Raw genomic sequence first — 15,907 nt, 5'->3', positions numbered from 1 at the left:
TGTTAGCGGGATTTTTGTTTTTTTATTCTCTTGCTTAGGGCATTAAAGATGGCATACCACTTACCACATTGTCTTACATCTGCCGTTTTATCAGATAAAATCCCAAGGCGGCGCTGCCAAGTATCGGTAATAGCACCATCAATAATGGCGAAAATCCTGTCGCTAATGAGATAAAGCCAACCAAATCTTGCACATAGCTAAATAGCAAACCAAACAGTAGCGCGACAACGATACGCAGACCCAAGCTGTGCGTACGCAGCGAGCCAAAGACAAATGAGCAAGCAACGATCACCAGCGATAAAATCGATAGCGGCGACAGCAGCTTTTGCCAAAATGCCAGCTCATGCTCTAAAGAGCGATTGCCCTGCTCTCGCATAAACTGACGATGCTCATATAGTTGCGTCAGAGACAAATCCTCTGCCTTACGCGTCAGTAGATACACCGACTCTGGGGCAAATGGCAAACTGAGCGTATCGGAGGCGAAGACGGCTTGACTACTCTCAAAGCCTTGGTTGATACTAAGCGTGGTCATGTCATTGAGCTGCCACTCGTAACGATACTGTCCGCTCGGTGTGCCGCTGCTGCTATCTAGAGCTTGCCGGCCGACATATTGCCCATCTTTGGCATGAATAGCGGTTTGCAAATTGCCATCATTGTCCAAATGCCAGCGCTTCACCTCACCGATGTTGCCTTGTACGTCGGCATAGTCGATATATAAAATATCGCTGCCAGCAGGCTTTGTACTGCCATCTTGTGCATTTTCAAAGCGTGGCTGCACCGTCCAATAGCCGCGTACCGAGGTCACAAGCGAGCGGCTGTCCTCATCATTGATGTCTTTTGCCAACTGATTGGAGTGTGGCAAGACAAACTGATTGAGCGCTAAGGCAAGCAGCACAAAAATTAGAGCGGGTTGTAGCACCCAACCGACGATGCGATAGATACTGACACCAGCGGCACGCATGACGACCAGCTCGCTTTTGTTGGCCAGCAGCCCCAAACCTACGACCGCCCCAAGTAGCGCCCCTGTCGGAATAAATTGCTCTAAAAAGTAAGGCGAGCGATAAAAGATATACTTAATCGCTTCACTCATCGTATAGCTATCATCGAGCGAATCAAGCTCAGATAAGTAAGAAAAAGTAAGCTGCAAGGCCCATAGACCGACAACGGCCCCGATGATAGCAAGCAGCGCATTGCGTCTGACATAGCGGCCGAGCACTTTTAGTTGACCGGGTTTTTGGGCCAGTGGCTCGGCGCTAGGTGTTTTGGCAAATAAAGAGCGCATTACGATTGCCCTCCTGACGTGCTGTCATTTGGATTGGCGCAACTGTCGGCCACTGTTTGCGGCTGCTGAGGTTTGCGAAAGCGCAGGCGGTGCTGCACGCGGCTGCCCCAGTTCATATACAGCGCCAACGCCATAAACCCTAGGATTAGCCACGCATACGCCCACACGCTGACGCTGCCTTTACTCACCGCGTTTTTGAGCGAAATGATACCCAGTGCGCAGCTGACAAACAATAAAATCGCGGGAAACAAACGCAACCAGCGACCTTGACGGGGACGCACTTGTGCCAGCGGTACCGCCAGCATCGGCGCGATAATCATCAGCCAAGGCAGCGCAAAACGATAACCGAGCTCACCTTGCGCAGCGCGCTTGGCCTCGACCGTGCTCACTTGTGTACTGCCGCTACCGGTTGCCGCTTGCCACAACGGCCCGATGGCTTGGGTTTCGATATTGTCTTCAGTGATGACGTCTTTGGCAGATTCAGTCAAGCTGATACGGTAGCGATCAAAGCCTACTTGATTGTACTTTAGACTCCCTGCGCCGACTTCGTATCGTCGTCCTTGAAACAAATCCAATTGCGTCACGCCGCGGCTCCCTGTATCGACCTGCTCGGCACGTTTGGCTAAGGTGATGGTGTCTTTGCTGATATCATGATTGACGAGTGTCTCTGGCAGCTCTGGAATATCCAACTGCTCAGCGGTTTTGGGGTCGATGCGATTATCGACAGAGACCGCGGCGCTTTGATCACGCTCATTTTTTGCTGTATTGGCCGCCGCGTTTTTGGGCTGACTGCCTTTTTCTGGTTTTTCTGATTGGATCAATATCACATCTTGCAGCTGCTTTTTGTCCTCGCTCAGGCTGCCGACATACAGATGATAATTACCACTACTGATAAACTCTTTTGGGCGAATCAAATCAAAGGCACTGGTCAAGGCTTGCTGTTGCCACACCGCCTCAGATGAGCGCACCCCCCACGGCTTACCAACGATAGACAACGCCGCCTCGCCGACAAACAGCGCGAGGATAAATGGCGTCATCAAGCGTGCCAGCTTACCACGCGACACACCGCTGGCATTGATGACTGCCATTTCTTGATCAACATATAGACGGCCAAATACCAGCATCAGCGCAATAAAAAACGCCAATGGCAAGATAAGCTCTAAAAAGTACGGCAGATTGTAGCCGATAATGGTAAATAACAAACTGATGTCTAAACGACCTTCAGCAGCTATCCCAAAGTAACGAATCAAGCGCCCACCGAGCATCATTACCACTAAAAACCCCAACACCAAAGCGGTGGTCGAGGCAACTTGTTGGGTCATGTAGCGGCGTAATATCACAATAGGGACTCTTAAACAGTTGGTATGCGCGTGCTGTATGATAGAGCGCTGGCTCAGGCGTGGCGCTTATTTGGCTATTATAATGGCTTTTTTTGGGCGGCAGGTTTGTACCGCTCGCCGATAGTTAACAGATAATAACAACTAACAGTAGTATCGTTAGCGATACTACACAAATATAAGCCTTGAATATAACCGTTAATGCTAGCATGTTTTGGCAAAAAATGGCTGTGAAAAATGTGCTAAAACATTACCTAACCCTTGCTAAGATTGAGGCGGTGGTTTATGCAGCATTTGCTCTTAAGATCGCGCAGCAAATATATACGAAAACATTACTTAACCGATGCCGACAGCACGCTGATTACCTGATATGCTACACTACAACAAGCGCCCAACCTTCCAATGCTTTGACTGAACCAATGGCTTAATCTTGGATTTTATCGTTGGTTTGAGCATAGCGATCAGATTTCGGCTGGGCAAGATGACTCTATGTTTTTATCACCTTATCACCTCGAACCATACACATAATCTCAGGCAGCGTCTGGCAGTCATTTGTCGTGCGGCTATTGCACTGAGTCTGTGAGACATTAAGCTTACGAAAAATTAAGCTGGTGATAAACGGCTGCTTGGCTCGGTGATAATTGATTTAACTGATTTAGCAGCTTAGCTATTTAGCAACTTAGTTGTTTAATAATTTGGTTGTTTAACAATCTGATTGTTTAACAACCTGATTGTTTCGTACCCCGATTAAAAGGCGGCATCTATTGACCATTCAAATAAGGATAACTATATGAATATCAAATTAACTCAGCAGCTCCCCAAAACCCATACCCAAAAAATCCTCAAAAAAGAAGCGAAGAGTAAAGACGCGGCTTGTTTGGTGGTGTTGGTGGATGACAAAAAAAATCTCTTCGCTGAGTCTGCGCTAGCTGACTATAGCGCTCGTATTGAGCAATTGATGGAAGTGTCACACTTTAGTGGTAAAGCCTGCGAAACCGTTGCTGACTTGGCATTGGCCGGTGACAAAAAAACCACCAAGCAAAACCCAGTTCAGTTATTGTTGGTCGGTGTCGGTAATACTGACAAGCTCAACCACACTGTCCTACAAAAAATCGCCAAAACCATCTATAGCAATACGCAAAAACGCGTCGCCTCTATCACGGTCGCGCTCGGCGATGATCTAGAAGAAAACCACTTTGGCCAATTTGCGCTAAATCTACTAGCGGCCAGCTATCGTTTTGATAAATACAAGTCTGAGCAAACCACACTGGTACTTACAGATGTGTATTTGTTGGCCGATGCAGCATTGCAGCCAGCGCTAGACTTCGCGCAAGCGGTGTTCGCCGGTCAAAGCTTGACTCGTGACGTCGCCAATGAGCCAGGCAATATCTGCTTTCCAGCGTATATGGCAGAACAAGCCCAAGCGCTTGCAAAGACCTATCCTGACCTCCTAAAAGTGACGGTGCTGGGCGAAGATGAGATGTCGGCGCTTGGCATGAACTGCTTTTTAGCGGTGGCTAGAGGCTCTAGCAAAGAAGGCAAATTGGTACTACTCGAGTATCGCGGCAAGTCTAACTTTAGCGCCAAAGCAGGCGCGACTGATACTTATACAGCCGGCAATAGCAGTGCAAAAGTCACCGGTGGTCTAAAAGCGTTGGCTGACAAGCTCCCCACCAAACTGCCTAGCAAAAAATCAGACAAAAACACTGATAGCAGCCATGACGATGCGCCTATCGTGTTGGTCGGTAAAGGCGTGACCTTTGACTCAGGCGGTATCTCTATCAAGCCAGGCGCGGCCATGGATGAGATGAAGTTCGATATGGGCGGCTCAGCGTCTGTATTGGGTACCATCAAAGCGCTGTGCGAGGCGCGTCTATCAATTAATGTCGTGGGGGCACTCGCTTGTGCAGAAAACATGCCATCAGGTGAGGCCACGCGTCCTGGTGATATCGTCAAAGCCATGAACGGCAAATCGGTTGAAATCTTAAACACCGATGCTGAAGGTCGTTTGGTGTTGGCCGATACCTTATGCTACGTCCAGCGCTATCAGCCAAAAGCCATCATCGATGTGGCGACGTTGACGGGCGCTTGCGTGGTGGCCTTAGGGCATGTACGCTCAGCTGTCTTTAGTAATGATGAAGATGTATTGTTTGAATTAGAAAACGCCAGCTACTCATCAGGTGACCTCATCTGGCACATGCCATTAGATGACGACTATCAGGCGCAGCTTGACTCACCCATCGCTGATATGCAAAACATCGGTGGTAAAGGCGCAGGTGCTGTGACTGCAGCTTGCTTCTTATCACGCTTCGTCGAAGAAGGTCAGCCATGGGCGCACCTAGACATCGCAGGCACCGCATGGAACTCAGGCAAAGATAAAGCGGCAACCGGTCGCCCTGTGCCTTTATTTATGCAGTACTTAAAAAACAGCGCAAACAACGCTTAATGCAGTGATGACGACCAATTTATGAACGTAAGTTTTTATGTATTAAGCGAGCGTAAAGCCCAAGAAATCTTGGGCTTTATTTGTCAGCTGACCCAAACGGCGCTCAATAAAAGCAGCCAATCGCTACTGATTTTGTCTCAAGATGAGGCATTACTCAGCTTGCTTGATGAAGCGCTATGGACGCACGACGCGACCAGCTTTATCCCGCACCAGCGCCTTTTGGGCCGCGATCCTCACTCCATAGAACCTGATACGATGGAGTCTGATGCCGCAACGCCTGATACCTCCGATATCGATGAGGCAGTATCAGCGCCCGTCATGCTCGGCAGTTATATGCCAGCGGACTTCTCAGGTATCGTTCTCAATACCACATTGCAGCCTGTCAGCGATTTTATAGCCGCGACCAGTCCTGCCAAACCCACTCGAATACTTGAGCTGATAAAACCTGATGCCAAAAGTATGCAAGAGGGCCGTCATAAATATAAGCATTATAAACAGCTCGGCTACGAGCTGACGCACTATACGGTGTAGCTTATACAGCTGATTTGTTCTAAAGACGACACAACGCTACTGCTATACATGTTACTTGCGGGCTGTCTGCTGGTTTGTTTTCCAGCTTTGCTATCTTAACTTTGCCATCTTGACTTTATCTCAGTAGCTTTATTTTATCATTCGCCTCGCTCAGTTTCCCTGCGCGCCTGCCTGCCTTTCCTTTCCTTTATTTTACCTACCCTTTTTATGGTTTTTACAGCGTGGTTGATTGCCGTCTGATTTGCCGCGTCCAGTCTGACTGGTAGGCGAGTATCCGAAAAAATGCTACTATCCTCCGATTGTTTTTCTATTTTTATGATTTATTTACTTCTGACTGACTAACTCGAGGGTGTACAAATGCGTTCATTGATTGCGATGTACCAGCGTATAGGGCTGGTACCGCTCATTATTATCGGTTTAATATTAGGGGTGCTAATAGGCTGGCTAGCACCAAGCGTTGGTATCGCCTTAGGATTGTTGGGGACGCTATTTGTCGGTGCGCTAAAAGCAGTCGCGCCGATATTGGTCTTTGTGCTGGTGATGGCGGCGATTAGTCAGCATCGTAGTGGCAACGAAGTGTATGTCAAACCAGTGCTCATCATGTATATGTTTGGCACATTTTTGGCAGCATTGACCGCTGTCGGTGCCAGCTTTTTATTCCCAACTGAGCTGGTACTCGTCAACACAACTGTCGAGCAAGTACCACCGGCCAACCTCAAAGAAGTACTCACCAACCTGCTGATGAATCTGGTGGCAAACCCTGTCAATGCCATCGCTGAGGCCAACTATATCGGTATCTTGGCTTGGGCGATTATCATCGGCTTTGCACTGCGTCAAGCCAGCGACACCGCGCGTACGGTCGTCGGCGATTTTGCTGATGCCATCTCACAAGTGGTGAAATGGGTCATCGCTCTCGCGCCTTTTGGTATCTTAGGTTTGGTTGCCAACACGGTCGCTGCGACGGGATTTGCATCATTGGCAGGTTATGCTCGTATCTTGATGGTATTGGTCGGCTGTATGATATTTATTGCCCTCGTTGCCAACCCTATTATCGTCTTACTCAAAACCGGCAAAAACCCTTACCCTCTGATATTTACTTGCCTACGTGAGTCAGGGATTACAGCATTCTTTACGCGTAGTTCGGCGGCCAACATCCCTGTAAACATGAACCTTGCACGCAAACTGGGCCTACACGAAGACACTTACTCTGTCACCATTCCACTTGGTGCAACTATCAATATGGCAGGGGCGGCGATTACCATCAACGTCTTGACGCTGGCGGCAGCGCATACGCTCGGTATCGAGGTGAGCTTTGCCTCTGCGCTCTTATTGAGTTTGGTCGCGACCATTAGTGCTTGCGGTGCCTCTGGGGTCGCTGGTGGGTCGTTATTGCTGATTCCTCTGGCTGCAAGCCTCTTTAGTATCCCCAATGACATTGCCATGCAAGTGGTTGCTATCGGCTTTATCATCGGCGTGATTCAAGACTCGGCCGAGACCGCGCTCAACTCGTCAACTGACGTCTTGTTTACTGCGGCAGCCGACCCTAAATACGCGCGTTAAGCCGGCGCAATCCGTATCTGTACATCACACACTGTAAAACAAAAGGCCTCAATGATCGCAATGAGGCCTTTTTTATGAGCGGTGCTTTGTCAATGGTTTGGTTACTTTAGATGCTCGGTATCCACTTCAATGATTGGCGTCTGTCCTTCTAGCTGACGTTTGAGCTGACGCAGTTGCTCGACTTCTTCTAATAGCTCCAGTATCAGGCCGATCGCTGGCACACTGGCATCAAAGTCACGGCTCAGACGAGAGGCGCGGCGCACCGTGGTGAGCTGATAGCCGGTAAACTGCTCACGCTCTGGCACGTCGTACTCGATGATGTTTTCTTCCATCAGCTCAATGACCCATTGACGCTCTTGACCACAGGCAGATACCAGCTCATCCAAGCTCATGATAATATCGGTAAATTCAGGCGAGTGTTTCATTATTATTATCCTCTTTTGGTTGCTATCCTTATTTGTGCTTTATGTCATCGTGATCGTTTTCATCTCTCCCCGTTATCGCTTTTCGCTGATCTCTGTCGATAGCAGCGCGGCAGCTATCAGCGATTGATACTGGTATCAGCAAAGGCTTGCTTTAGCTGCTCATAGGCTTTTGTTACAGCCTCTCTATTGCTATCAGTGATATCAGGGTTGACGATATTGAGAGTTAAGTATAAGTCGCCCGCTTGTTTGGCAGGGATGCCCTTACCTTTTAGACGTAAATTGCTGCCAGATTTACTGTTTTTGGGGATGGTCACGCCAAGGGTGCCAGCGGGCGTACTGACATTGATTTTGCCACCCAATGCCGCTTCCCATGGCGCGATATTTACTGTCTGATAGACATCAGCGCCCTCGATACGGATATTGGGGTCGTGGCGGATTTTCACCTTTAAAAACAAATCACCGTTTTTGCCGCCACCCATGCCAGCTGAGCCTTGACCTGCTAGGCGGATTTGCTTGCCATCAGTGATGCCTTTTGGGATTTTAATCTTAAGGGTTTTATTTTCATAATCCACGCTGCCATCGGGCTGGCGTACCGGCACGTTTAGTTTGATACTATAGTCGTCACCGCTATAGACTGAGGCCAAGTCCACCGTAATCTCGGCGTGCTGATCTTGGCCTTTATTATCCTGCGCGCCAAAGCCACCCCCAAACTGCTCGAAGCCGCTACCTTGCGTGCGGCCTCCTGCCTGTCCACCAGCTGAGCCACGCGCGCCGCGACCAAATGCCGAAAATATATCATCAAAGCGAAAGCCGCCATCGCCAAAGGCTTGTCCATCACCAAACTGATCTCTGATATCCTCCCAGCGAAAACCACCTTGTCCGCCTGCCGACTGACCACCAAACCCGCCAAAGCCACCAGCACTGCCTTGACCGGCAAATGGGTTGTCGAGCATAGCATCATATTGCGCACGCTTGTCTTTATCTCTAAGCGTCTCATAAGCGTTGTTGATTTCAGCGATTTTATTATCCGCGTTTGGGTCGTCGCTCACATCGGGGTGATATTGACGAACCAGTTTACGGTATTTTTTTTTGATATCAGCGTCTGAGGCGTCTTTTTTGACCCCCAAAATGTCGTAGTAGTTTTTTTCTGCCATATTATTTTTTCCTTATCGCATTTATTGTTAACGATTTACTTAATACATAATATAGGGATGATGCGGCAATATTTCAGTGTTTACCATAGCACAGCCACATCATGGCTGGGCAAAATTTACACTTGTCCACTTTATCTATACTAATTCATATCATCGATCCGCTATAAAATAAGTACAGGGCCACTGGGCGTAATTTTTCTTACTCTCTTACTGGGCTTATTTATTACCTTTATTAGGGCAACGAGCCATTTAATGGAAAATAGCCCATCTCTTTTAATAAGCAAAACAAGCAGAATATACTTTTTATTACAAAGTATTAATATTTCAGCAATAATTTTTACAGTACTATCGATACTGCCTGGTTGCTACTATCCTGCGGCGACCCGCTGGCTTAGCCCTTATTTTTTTTAACGCTCCGGCTGATATATCTTTATTGTGGTCGCTACCCTCTTATATAACCCAAACAAAACCACTACCTATATCATTACCAGCCAAACGTCTAACTATCTACTTATTTACTTACCTGAACAAACCCCGCTCAGCGCAGACGTGATATCTAGCAATGCTTTCAAGGTATTTAATAAAGAACATTATCCAACTGATTTTGTTAAAAAAAGCAGTGATTTTTTATGAATGCTGATATTTGAACTGGGGCGTTTTTTAACAGAGCCGTAAGGATACGACAATCTATGTACTATAAAATGAATATAACTTTGATACTCACAGGGAGTATCAATGATATAGGCAAAGTTATCTGTCTATTTTATAAACTGTATAAAGGTATTGAATGTCGTATTTAATCAAGTCTTTGGTTATCACCTTGTCACTGCTACTAAGCACCAGCGTTTTTGCAGGTAACACCAGTTATTATGGTAGCAAGTTTCACGGAAAGCGTACTGCCAGTGGCAGTATTTTTGATATGAATGCCTTAACCGCTGCGCATCGTACGCTGCCCTTCGGTACTAAGGTACAAGTGACCAATCAAAAGACAAAGCAAAGCGTGATCGTCAAAATCACGGATAGAGGGCCTTTTATACGAGGCCGTATTTTAGATTTGTCGAAAGCCGCTGCTGGTCAAATCAACTGCCAATTGTGCACCACTACCATGGAGATACTGTCTTATGGTGATGGTAAATACCGTAAAGAATAACGTGAAACAAAAGGGAGAGCCTATGCTCTCCCTTTTTTTATGTGCGGCGCTTTATCTATAGTCGATATACTCTAAAAATGTAATAGCGCCACTGGGATGCTATTTTTAAACGTAGGTTGCGCAGCCTCTGGGAACGCAGCACGCAAGTAAAATTTATACTAGTAGCGCGTTTCAATCCATAACAGTTTTACATTCAGCTGGCTATAGGTACGGCTCTATTCAAAACCTGCTTCCATCTCTTCCAGCGTTGTCATGGCCAGCAGTAATTTTTCTTCATTAGCGCTTTGCTGCTGCTGTAGGCTGCTTTGCTCATCCAGCAGTTTTAGCAAGTCCGCTTTTCGGCTTTCTTCATACAGACTGGTATCGGCAAGCTTTTCTTCTATGGCTGTTAGCGCCGTTTCAGTCTTAGCCAATACTTTTTCGGTATCTTCAATCTCGCGGCGAACCGGTGCAGTCAGTTTACGCTGTTCGGCGGCCATTTTGCGCTGCTCTTCTTTGCTCAAAGCAGGCGATGTAGGGTTGTCTTTGGCTGCAACAGTAGGCGCTGCTGTATTTGCTAGGCTATCGCGCGTTTCACGTGAAACAAAGTTTTTACTCTCTTTTTTGCTTTTTTTCTTGCCTGCTGCTTTGTCTGAGCTATTTTCTTGTTTGCGCTTCTCGCTCAGCCATTTTCCGTAGTCGCTGATATCACCATCGAACGCATCGATTTGCCCGTCATGCACCAAATATAGCTCGTCACAGACATTGGCAATCAGCTCACGATCATGCGAGACCAGCACTACCGCTCCCTTAAAGCCTTGTAAGGCCAGGCTCAGCGCCTGACGCATTTGTAAGTCCAAATGGTTGGTCGGCTCATCGAGGACCAACACGTTTGGACGCTGCCAGACAATCAAAGCCAGCGTCAGACGAGCGCGCTCGCCACCAGAGAACAGCTCACTTGGCGTATCGATACGATCACCACGAAAATCAAAGCTACCGAGAAACGAACGCAAATCGGCGTCTGATGTCTTACCAGCTAGGCGGCGCATCATCTGTAGCGGGGTGGCCGCCGCATCTAAAGCGTCCATTTGATGCTGGTTAAAGTAGCCAAGTTTTAAGTTATCGGACACGCGGTAAGTACCTGACAAAATCTTCAGCTCACCGACCAAGGCTTTAATCAAGGTCGACTTACCGGCGCCATTCATACCCAGTAGCCCAAGACGCGTATCAGGCGTGACCTGCACATTGGCGTCACGAAGCAAGGGCGTATCGCTATAGCCAATATCGGCGTGCGTCATCTCAATCAGCGGCGAGCTCATATTGGCTGGCTCATAAAAGCGAAAAGAGAACGGGTTGTCCGCCATCATCGGCGACAGCTCTGCCATACGCTCAAGCTGCTTGATACGGCTTTGTGCCTGTTTCGCTTTACTGGCTTTGGCACGGAAACGACGAATAAAGTCATCCAGGTGGGCGCGGGTCGCTTGCTGTTTTTCAAACGCTTGCTGCTGCTGCGCCATACGCTCGTGACGGGTACGAATAAACTGCTGATAATTACCGGTATAAAGAGTGATTTTTTGTTGTTCGACGTGCAAGATATGACCGACAGTAGCATCCAAAAACGCTTGGTCATGCGAGATGACGATGACCAGTCCGGTATAAGCATTGATCCAAGTCTCAAGCCAGAGAATGGCGTCTAAGTCTAAATGGTTGGTCGGCTCATCGAGCAGCATCAAATCAGCGCGGCTCATCAAGGTTTTGGCGAGGTTTAAGCGCATGCGCCAGCCACCCGAAAACCCTGAGACAGGCAGCTCGTGCTGACTGGTGTTAAACCCAAGGCCCGCCATGATTTGTGCCGCTTTGGTCGGTGTACGGTAGCCATCGATTTCATCGAACTGCTGATGCAACACCCCAATTTGCTCATCACTGACAGCGCTTAAATCACTGAGCGCAGCATTAATCTCGTACCACTGCTCATCACCGCTCAACACGTAATCAATCGCCGTCTGATCACTGGCTCCGACCTCCTGCGCCATGTGCGCCACCTGCCAACTATCAGGGATACTCACCTCGCCTTTGTCCAGCGTGACCTCGGTGTCCCCCGTACCCATTTGCGTAAGCAGTAGCGCAAACAAGGTAGATTTGCCGGTGCCATTATTGCCCGTTAGGCCGACTTTATGACCCGGATGGAGCTGAAAGCTTGCCCCTGCAAACAACTCTCGACCATCACGGCGTACGCTTACGTCTTTAAATTCGATCATATAATCTCTTCATCTCAACAATAATATAAAACTCAAGGCAATAAAAAACACACGTCTGGCATGTTTACTGCCGGCTATTATTTCAAACGCCTCACCGATAGGCAAACGATTAAATCACTATTTTAAAAGCAAATCTTGATTGCTATGAGGGCTATCATCGCTAAACAGAATCGCTAAGCGTGGTCGGTAAAAATAGTTGATAAACGGAATCTCTAAACGTGGTCGGTTAACACAGTCGGTTAATATAGTCGCCTCGGTGAGGCCGTACGGCAGCATCGCGAAGGCAGTTTTGTTTATTAATAGCGCATAACCAAGCGTCACTCTTGACAAACGAATCAACACCCCCATTATGATATACTGCGATACCATAATGGGGGTGGCCGAGCATGTATTTAGCGCGTGAGTGATGACACTCGTATTATATTGATAACGAGGATTGATAACGCGCGCATCGCTTTGCCATAATGACAGCATTCCATTGAATCAAACGCCGTGCGTATCTTTTTTTGCATGACTGTGCTTGCAAACCCAAACAGGACGACAGCCTTTGATCCTAGTAACTGAGGTAGATATGAACGAATCAGCCAATCAATTTAACCCAAGCGCCGCCCAGCCTGTAGACCCAACGGTTTTAAACCTAACGGACAGCGCCGCTCAAAAAGTGCGCCGCCTGCGCGAAGAAGAAGGCGATGACACCTTGATGCTGCGCGTCTATGTCACCGGTGGCGGCTGCTCAGGATTTTCTTATGGCTTTAATTTTGCCAATGACCTAAACGAAGACGACGCCAATTTTGATAATGGCGATGTGACCTTAGTCGTCGACTCGATGAGCTATCAATACCTGCAAGGCTCTACCGTTGACTACACCGAGGGCTTAGAGGGGGCGCGTTTTATCGTGACCAATCCCAACGCCACCACGACGTGTGGCTGCGGCTCGTCATTCTCTATCTAAATGACGCTTTTTTGCGGTTTGAAAACGACGGTTCAAGCACCTATGGATAAGGCTTCTATCTTATCTATAGGTGCTTTTTCGTCTCGTGCCTGCCCATTCGCTACATGGGCAGTAAACCAGACTGCTTTTTCCTGTGATTTGTGTGTCAATTTTTTTAGTAAAACCAGCCAAAACCGCCTTGGATAAAGCTTATCGTATTTGTAATTGTCCGTGGTTTTCAAGACGGCTTTGAGCTAAACTGACCAAATTCTTTATCCTTATATTTACCTATTTTATGGTCAAACGCCCGTCGTGTTTTGGTCTGCCATAATCAATAACAATAGATGCCTATTATGAGTAATTTTGTGAGTAGCTTTGTGAACTTTGAAATCCCCAATTGGTTTGACCATCAGCATCTGACTGGGATGCTCCGCGGTATCGAAAAAGAAGGCTTGCGTGTTAAACCTGATGGTTTTTTGGCACAAACCCCGCATCCAGCCAAACTGGGTTCCAAACTTACTCATCCGTTTATTACCACAGATTACTCAGAAAGTCTGCTTGAGCTGATTACTGACCCAAAAACCTCTCCCAAAGAAACCTTAAACATGCTGCGCCAGCTGCATTTGCTGGTCTATCAAGGTATGCCTGAGGGTGAGCTGATGTGGCCGTTATCCATGCCGTGTATGCTGTCATCAAACGATGAAGATATTCCGCTGGCCGACTATGGCAGCTCTAATACGGGCAAGTTAAAAACACTGTATCGCAGCGGGCTTGGTATCCGCTATGGTCGCCGTATGCAGACCATCGCAGGCTTGCATTATAATTTGTCGTTTGGTGATGATTTGTTTGCGGCTTGGCAAGCAAAGACGCCAGCGGCGCAAAATCTGACGCTGACGGAGTTTAAAAACGATAAGTATCTTGGACTGATCCGTAATTTTAAGCGCCTAACCAGCTTGGTGCTGTATCTATTGGGAGCCAGCCCCAGCGTTTGTCCGTGTTTTTTGGCGGGACGCGAGCATGACCTAGAGCGCCTCAATGACTCGACCTACTACAGACCTACCGCCACCAGCCTACGGATGGGCAAACTTGGCTATACCAACAGCGTACAAGAGCAGCTCGACATCCGCTACAACAACTTGCCTGAGTATATCAAAGGACTGCGCCGCGCGATTCAGACGCCGCATGAGAGCTTTAAAAAACTGGGTTTGGATGATGCAGACGGCAATCCTATTCAGATTAACAATCATATTTTGCAAATAGAAAACGAGTACTATAGTCCTATCCGCCCCAAACAAATCGCCATGAGCGGTGAGACGCCAACCGAGGCACTAGAGCGCCGTGGTATCGCCTATGTCGAGTTTCGCGCCATCGATCTCGACCCGTATAGCGATGTCGGTATCCGTCTCTCTAGCGCTTGTTTTTTAGAAGTCATGGCGCTGTACTGTCTGCTAAATGACTCGCCTGACTTGCTCCCTGAGGAAGAAGAAGCGCTGGCAATCAATCTTGAGCGCGTGGTAAACGAAGGTCGCCGCGAGGGCTTAAACATCATCAATAACGGCGAAGAGCAATCGCTTGAGAGCTGGATGCTTATGCATTTAGATCGTATGCAGCCACTTGCCGAGCTATTTGACGCGCACTACGGTGGCAATGACTACCGAGCAGCCGTGGCCTTGATGCAAGGCAAAGCCAGTCATCCAGAATCGACGATTTCGGCGCAAGTCAATGCCGATAGCAAACGCTTGGGCAGCTTATGGCAACTTGGCTTTACCTTGGCAGAGCAGCATCGTGACGCGTTGTTGCAGCAGACCTTGAGCCCAAACGCCCAAGCCAAATATGAGGTATTGGCAGAAAAGTCTATTTTGCAACAAGCAGAGATTGAGTCTGCCGAGACAGAAGACTTTATGGACTTTTTACAACAATACCGCTAGCAACCAACTTAACCACTGGTTTGATACCTTAGACAACGACCTAATAAGAGTGACTGTCCCATGCTACCGCTGACCACTTATCGCAATCTACAAATATTTTTGGTCGTTATGGCCGTGATAGGTATGAGCTTTGCGCTGTTCTTTTTGCAGCGCTATATGGGGTTTACCCCTTGCCCGCTTTGTATTTTTCAGCGTATCGGGCTGATTGTGATGGGCGTGTTTGCCCTAATGGCGGCTTTATTTCACCCCAAATCTATGGCGGTGCGTCTGGTATTATGGCTAGGTAGCTTGGTGGGTATTGGCTGGTCGACTGTGGTGGCAGGCCGTCATGTCTGGCTACAGCACCTACCTGCTGATCAAGTGCCTTCTTGTGGCCCGGGGCTAGACTACTGGCTAGATACCTTACCTCTTTTGCAGGTGTTTAAAGAAGTTTTTGCCGGCTCTGGTGAGTGCGCCGCTATCGACTGGACGTTTATGGGACTGAGTATCCCTGAGCAGTCTTTGATTTTGTTTAGCCTATTGCTGGTCGTCCACGGTTTGGTGTTGTGGCGTATCGTACGTCCTATCGCCTCTAAATAGTCCTCTTTATCCCCATATTATGCCTATGCCATACCGATACGCCTATCGGTATGGCATGATTTTATAAAAATAACCAATAACAAAAACGCTACAAAGATATTCTAAACCTTTGATATCTTGTCACAGCTTATTCTATTTGCTGATAAGCAGACCTGCGTGACATACGCCGCTTTATAGAATTGCCAAGCGATTGAACGCTGTTTATCTACCTCAAAACCAACGATGAGTCACATGATAATCGCCTCATAAAAATCATGGTTTTTGATGGTTTGTCTGGTTTTTTCATTACTTCTCGATTTTGACAATACCCTGAACTTGCCGATATGATAGGCAGTCTTTTCAGATGT

The 15,907-nt window shown here is 47.8% G+C and carries 12 protein-coding genes; 7 read left to right on the top strand and 5 right to left on the bottom strand.

The annotated features are described in order from the left end of the window. Window positions 1-73: 73 nt before the first annotated feature. Window positions 74-1,282 (bottom strand): LPS export ABC transporter permease LptG, encoded by a 1,209-nt coding sequence (gene lptG, locus ACNFVB_RS01330; protein WP_430737833.1) that lies wholly within the window; start codon window positions 1,280-1,282, stop codon window positions 74-76. Next, window positions 1,282-2,604: an LPS export ABC transporter permease LptF gene (locus tag ACNFVB_RS01325; RefSeq protein WP_430737832.1), complete on the bottom strand. Its 1,323-nt coding sequence runs from the start codon at window positions 2,602-2,604 to the stop codon at window positions 1,282-1,284. Before ACNFVB_RS01325 ends, lptG begins: the two co-directional genes overlap by 1 nt. An 805-nt stretch (window positions 2,605-3,409) precedes the next feature. On the opposite strand from ACNFVB_RS01325, the gene ACNFVB_RS01320 reads away from it, so the two are divergent. The 3 genes from ACNFVB_RS01320 (at window position 3,410) to sstT (ending at window position 7,156) form a co-directional block, all read left to right on the top strand. Next, window positions 3,410-5,065, top strand: a complete 1,656-nt coding sequence (locus ACNFVB_RS01320; protein WP_430737831.1) for a leucyl aminopeptidase — start codon at window positions 3,410-3,412, stop codon at window positions 5,063-5,065. 21 nt (window positions 5,066-5,086) lie between these two features. Further along, window positions 5,087-5,596 (top strand): DNA polymerase III subunit chi, encoded by a 510-nt coding sequence (locus ACNFVB_RS01315; protein ID WP_430737830.1) that lies wholly within the window; start codon window positions 5,087-5,089, stop codon window positions 5,594-5,596. Window positions 5,597-5,953: 357 nt separating this feature from the next. Then, the gene (sstT, locus tag ACNFVB_RS01310; protein WP_430737829.1) at window positions 5,954-7,156 is read left to right on the top strand and encodes a serine/threonine transporter SstT; all 1,203 of its coding nucleotides are present in this window, start codon (window positions 5,954-5,956) and stop codon (window positions 7,154-7,156) included. Between the two features lie 101 nt (window positions 7,157-7,257). On the opposite strand, the gene ACNFVB_RS01305 is transcribed toward sstT, so the two are convergent. Beyond that, window positions 7,258-7,581 carry a chaperone modulator CbpM gene (locus ACNFVB_RS01305; protein WP_075101342.1) on the bottom strand — a complete coding sequence of 108 codons (324 nt, stop codon included), beginning with the start codon at window positions 7,579-7,581 and terminating at the stop codon, window positions 7,258-7,260. Between the two features lie 116 nt (window positions 7,582-7,697). Beyond that, on the bottom strand, window positions 7,698-8,735 hold the full coding sequence (locus ACNFVB_RS01300) for a DnaJ C-terminal domain-containing protein (protein ID WP_430737828.1): 1,038 nt from the start codon (window positions 8,733-8,735) through the stop codon (window positions 7,698-7,700). A gap of 787 nt (window positions 8,736-9,522) precedes the next feature. Between ACNFVB_RS01300 and ACNFVB_RS01295 the strand changes: the two genes are divergently transcribed. Continuing rightward, entirely contained in the window at window positions 9,523-9,885 is a 363-nt protein-coding gene (locus ACNFVB_RS01295) for a septal ring lytic transglycosylase RlpA family protein (RefSeq protein WP_192994510.1), read from the top strand. A gap of 215 nt (window positions 9,886-10,100) precedes the next feature. Here the strand turns inward: ACNFVB_RS01295 and ACNFVB_RS01290 are convergent, their stop codons facing one another. Next, the gene (locus ACNFVB_RS01290; RefSeq protein ID WP_430737827.1) at window positions 10,101-12,122 is read right to left on the bottom strand and encodes an ATP-binding cassette domain-containing protein; all 2,022 of its coding nucleotides are present in this window, start codon (window positions 12,120-12,122) and stop codon (window positions 10,101-10,103) included. A gap of 571 nt (window positions 12,123-12,693) precedes the next feature. Between ACNFVB_RS01290 and erpA the strand changes: the two genes are divergently transcribed. From erpA to ACNFVB_RS01275, 3 genes are all read left to right on the top strand, one after another. After that, the gene (gene erpA, locus ACNFVB_RS01285) at window positions 12,694-13,074 is read left to right on the top strand and encodes an iron-sulfur cluster insertion protein ErpA (RefSeq protein ID WP_105244487.1); all 381 of its coding nucleotides are present in this window, start codon (window positions 12,694-12,696) and stop codon (window positions 13,072-13,074) included. Between the two features lie 332 nt (window positions 13,075-13,406). Further along, window positions 13,407-14,981, top strand: coding sequence for a glutamate--cysteine ligase (gshA, locus tag ACNFVB_RS01280; protein ID WP_430737826.1), 1,575 nt, complete (start codon window positions 13,407-13,409; stop codon window positions 14,979-14,981). A gap of 60 nt (window positions 14,982-15,041) precedes the next feature. Then, window positions 15,042-15,560, top strand: a complete 519-nt coding sequence (locus ACNFVB_RS01275; RefSeq protein WP_430737825.1) for a disulfide bond formation protein B — start codon at window positions 15,042-15,044, stop codon at window positions 15,558-15,560. Window positions 15,561-15,907: the final 347 nt, after the last annotated feature.

Origin of the sequence: Psychrobacter sp. VH5 (genome assembly GCF_050572635.1) — a bacterium.
GTDB lineage: Bacteria > Pseudomonadota > Gammaproteobacteria > Pseudomonadales > Moraxellaceae > Psychrobacter > Psychrobacter celer.
Note: the sequence above shows the minus strand (reverse complement) of the source record. Positions and strands in the feature narration are given on the sequence as shown.

Coding starts and splice junctions, on each gene's coding strand:
- ACNFVB_RS01305 (WP_075101342.1), bottom strand. CDS start 7,581: ATGAAACACTCGCCTGAATTTACCGATATTATCATGAGCTTGGATGAG.
- erpA (WP_105244487.1), top strand. CDS start 12,694: ATGAACGAATCAGCCAATCAATTTAACCCAAGCGCCGCCCAGCCTGTA.
- ACNFVB_RS01275 (WP_430737825.1), top strand. CDS start 15,042: ATGCTACCGCTGACCACTTATCGCAATCTACAAATATTTTTGGTCGTT.
- lptG (WP_430737833.1), bottom strand. CDS start 1,282: ATGCGCTCTTTATTTGCCAAAACACCTAGCGCCGAGCCACTGGCCCAA.
- ACNFVB_RS01300 (WP_430737828.1), bottom strand. CDS start 8,735: ATGGCAGAAAAAAACTACTACGACATTTTGGGGGTCAAAAAAGACGCC.
- ACNFVB_RS01295 (WP_192994510.1), top strand. CDS start 9,523: ATGTCGTATTTAATCAAGTCTTTGGTTATCACCTTGTCACTGCTACTA.
- ACNFVB_RS01315 (WP_430737830.1), top strand. CDS start 5,087: ATGAACGTAAGTTTTTATGTATTAAGCGAGCGTAAAGCCCAAGAAATC.
- gshA (WP_430737826.1), top strand. CDS start 13,407: ATGAGTAATTTTGTGAGTAGCTTTGTGAACTTTGAAATCCCCAATTGG.
- ACNFVB_RS01320 (WP_430737831.1), top strand. CDS start 3,410: ATGAATATCAAATTAACTCAGCAGCTCCCCAAAACCCATACCCAAAAA.
- ACNFVB_RS01325 (WP_430737832.1), bottom strand. CDS start 2,604: ATGACCCAACAAGTTGCCTCGACCACCGCTTTGGTGTTGGGGTTTTTA.
- sstT (WP_430737829.1), top strand. CDS start 5,954: ATGCGTTCATTGATTGCGATGTACCAGCGTATAGGGCTGGTACCGCTC.
- ACNFVB_RS01290 (WP_430737827.1), bottom strand. CDS start 12,122: ATGATCGAATTTAAAGACGTAAGCGTACGCCGTGATGGTCGAGAGTTG.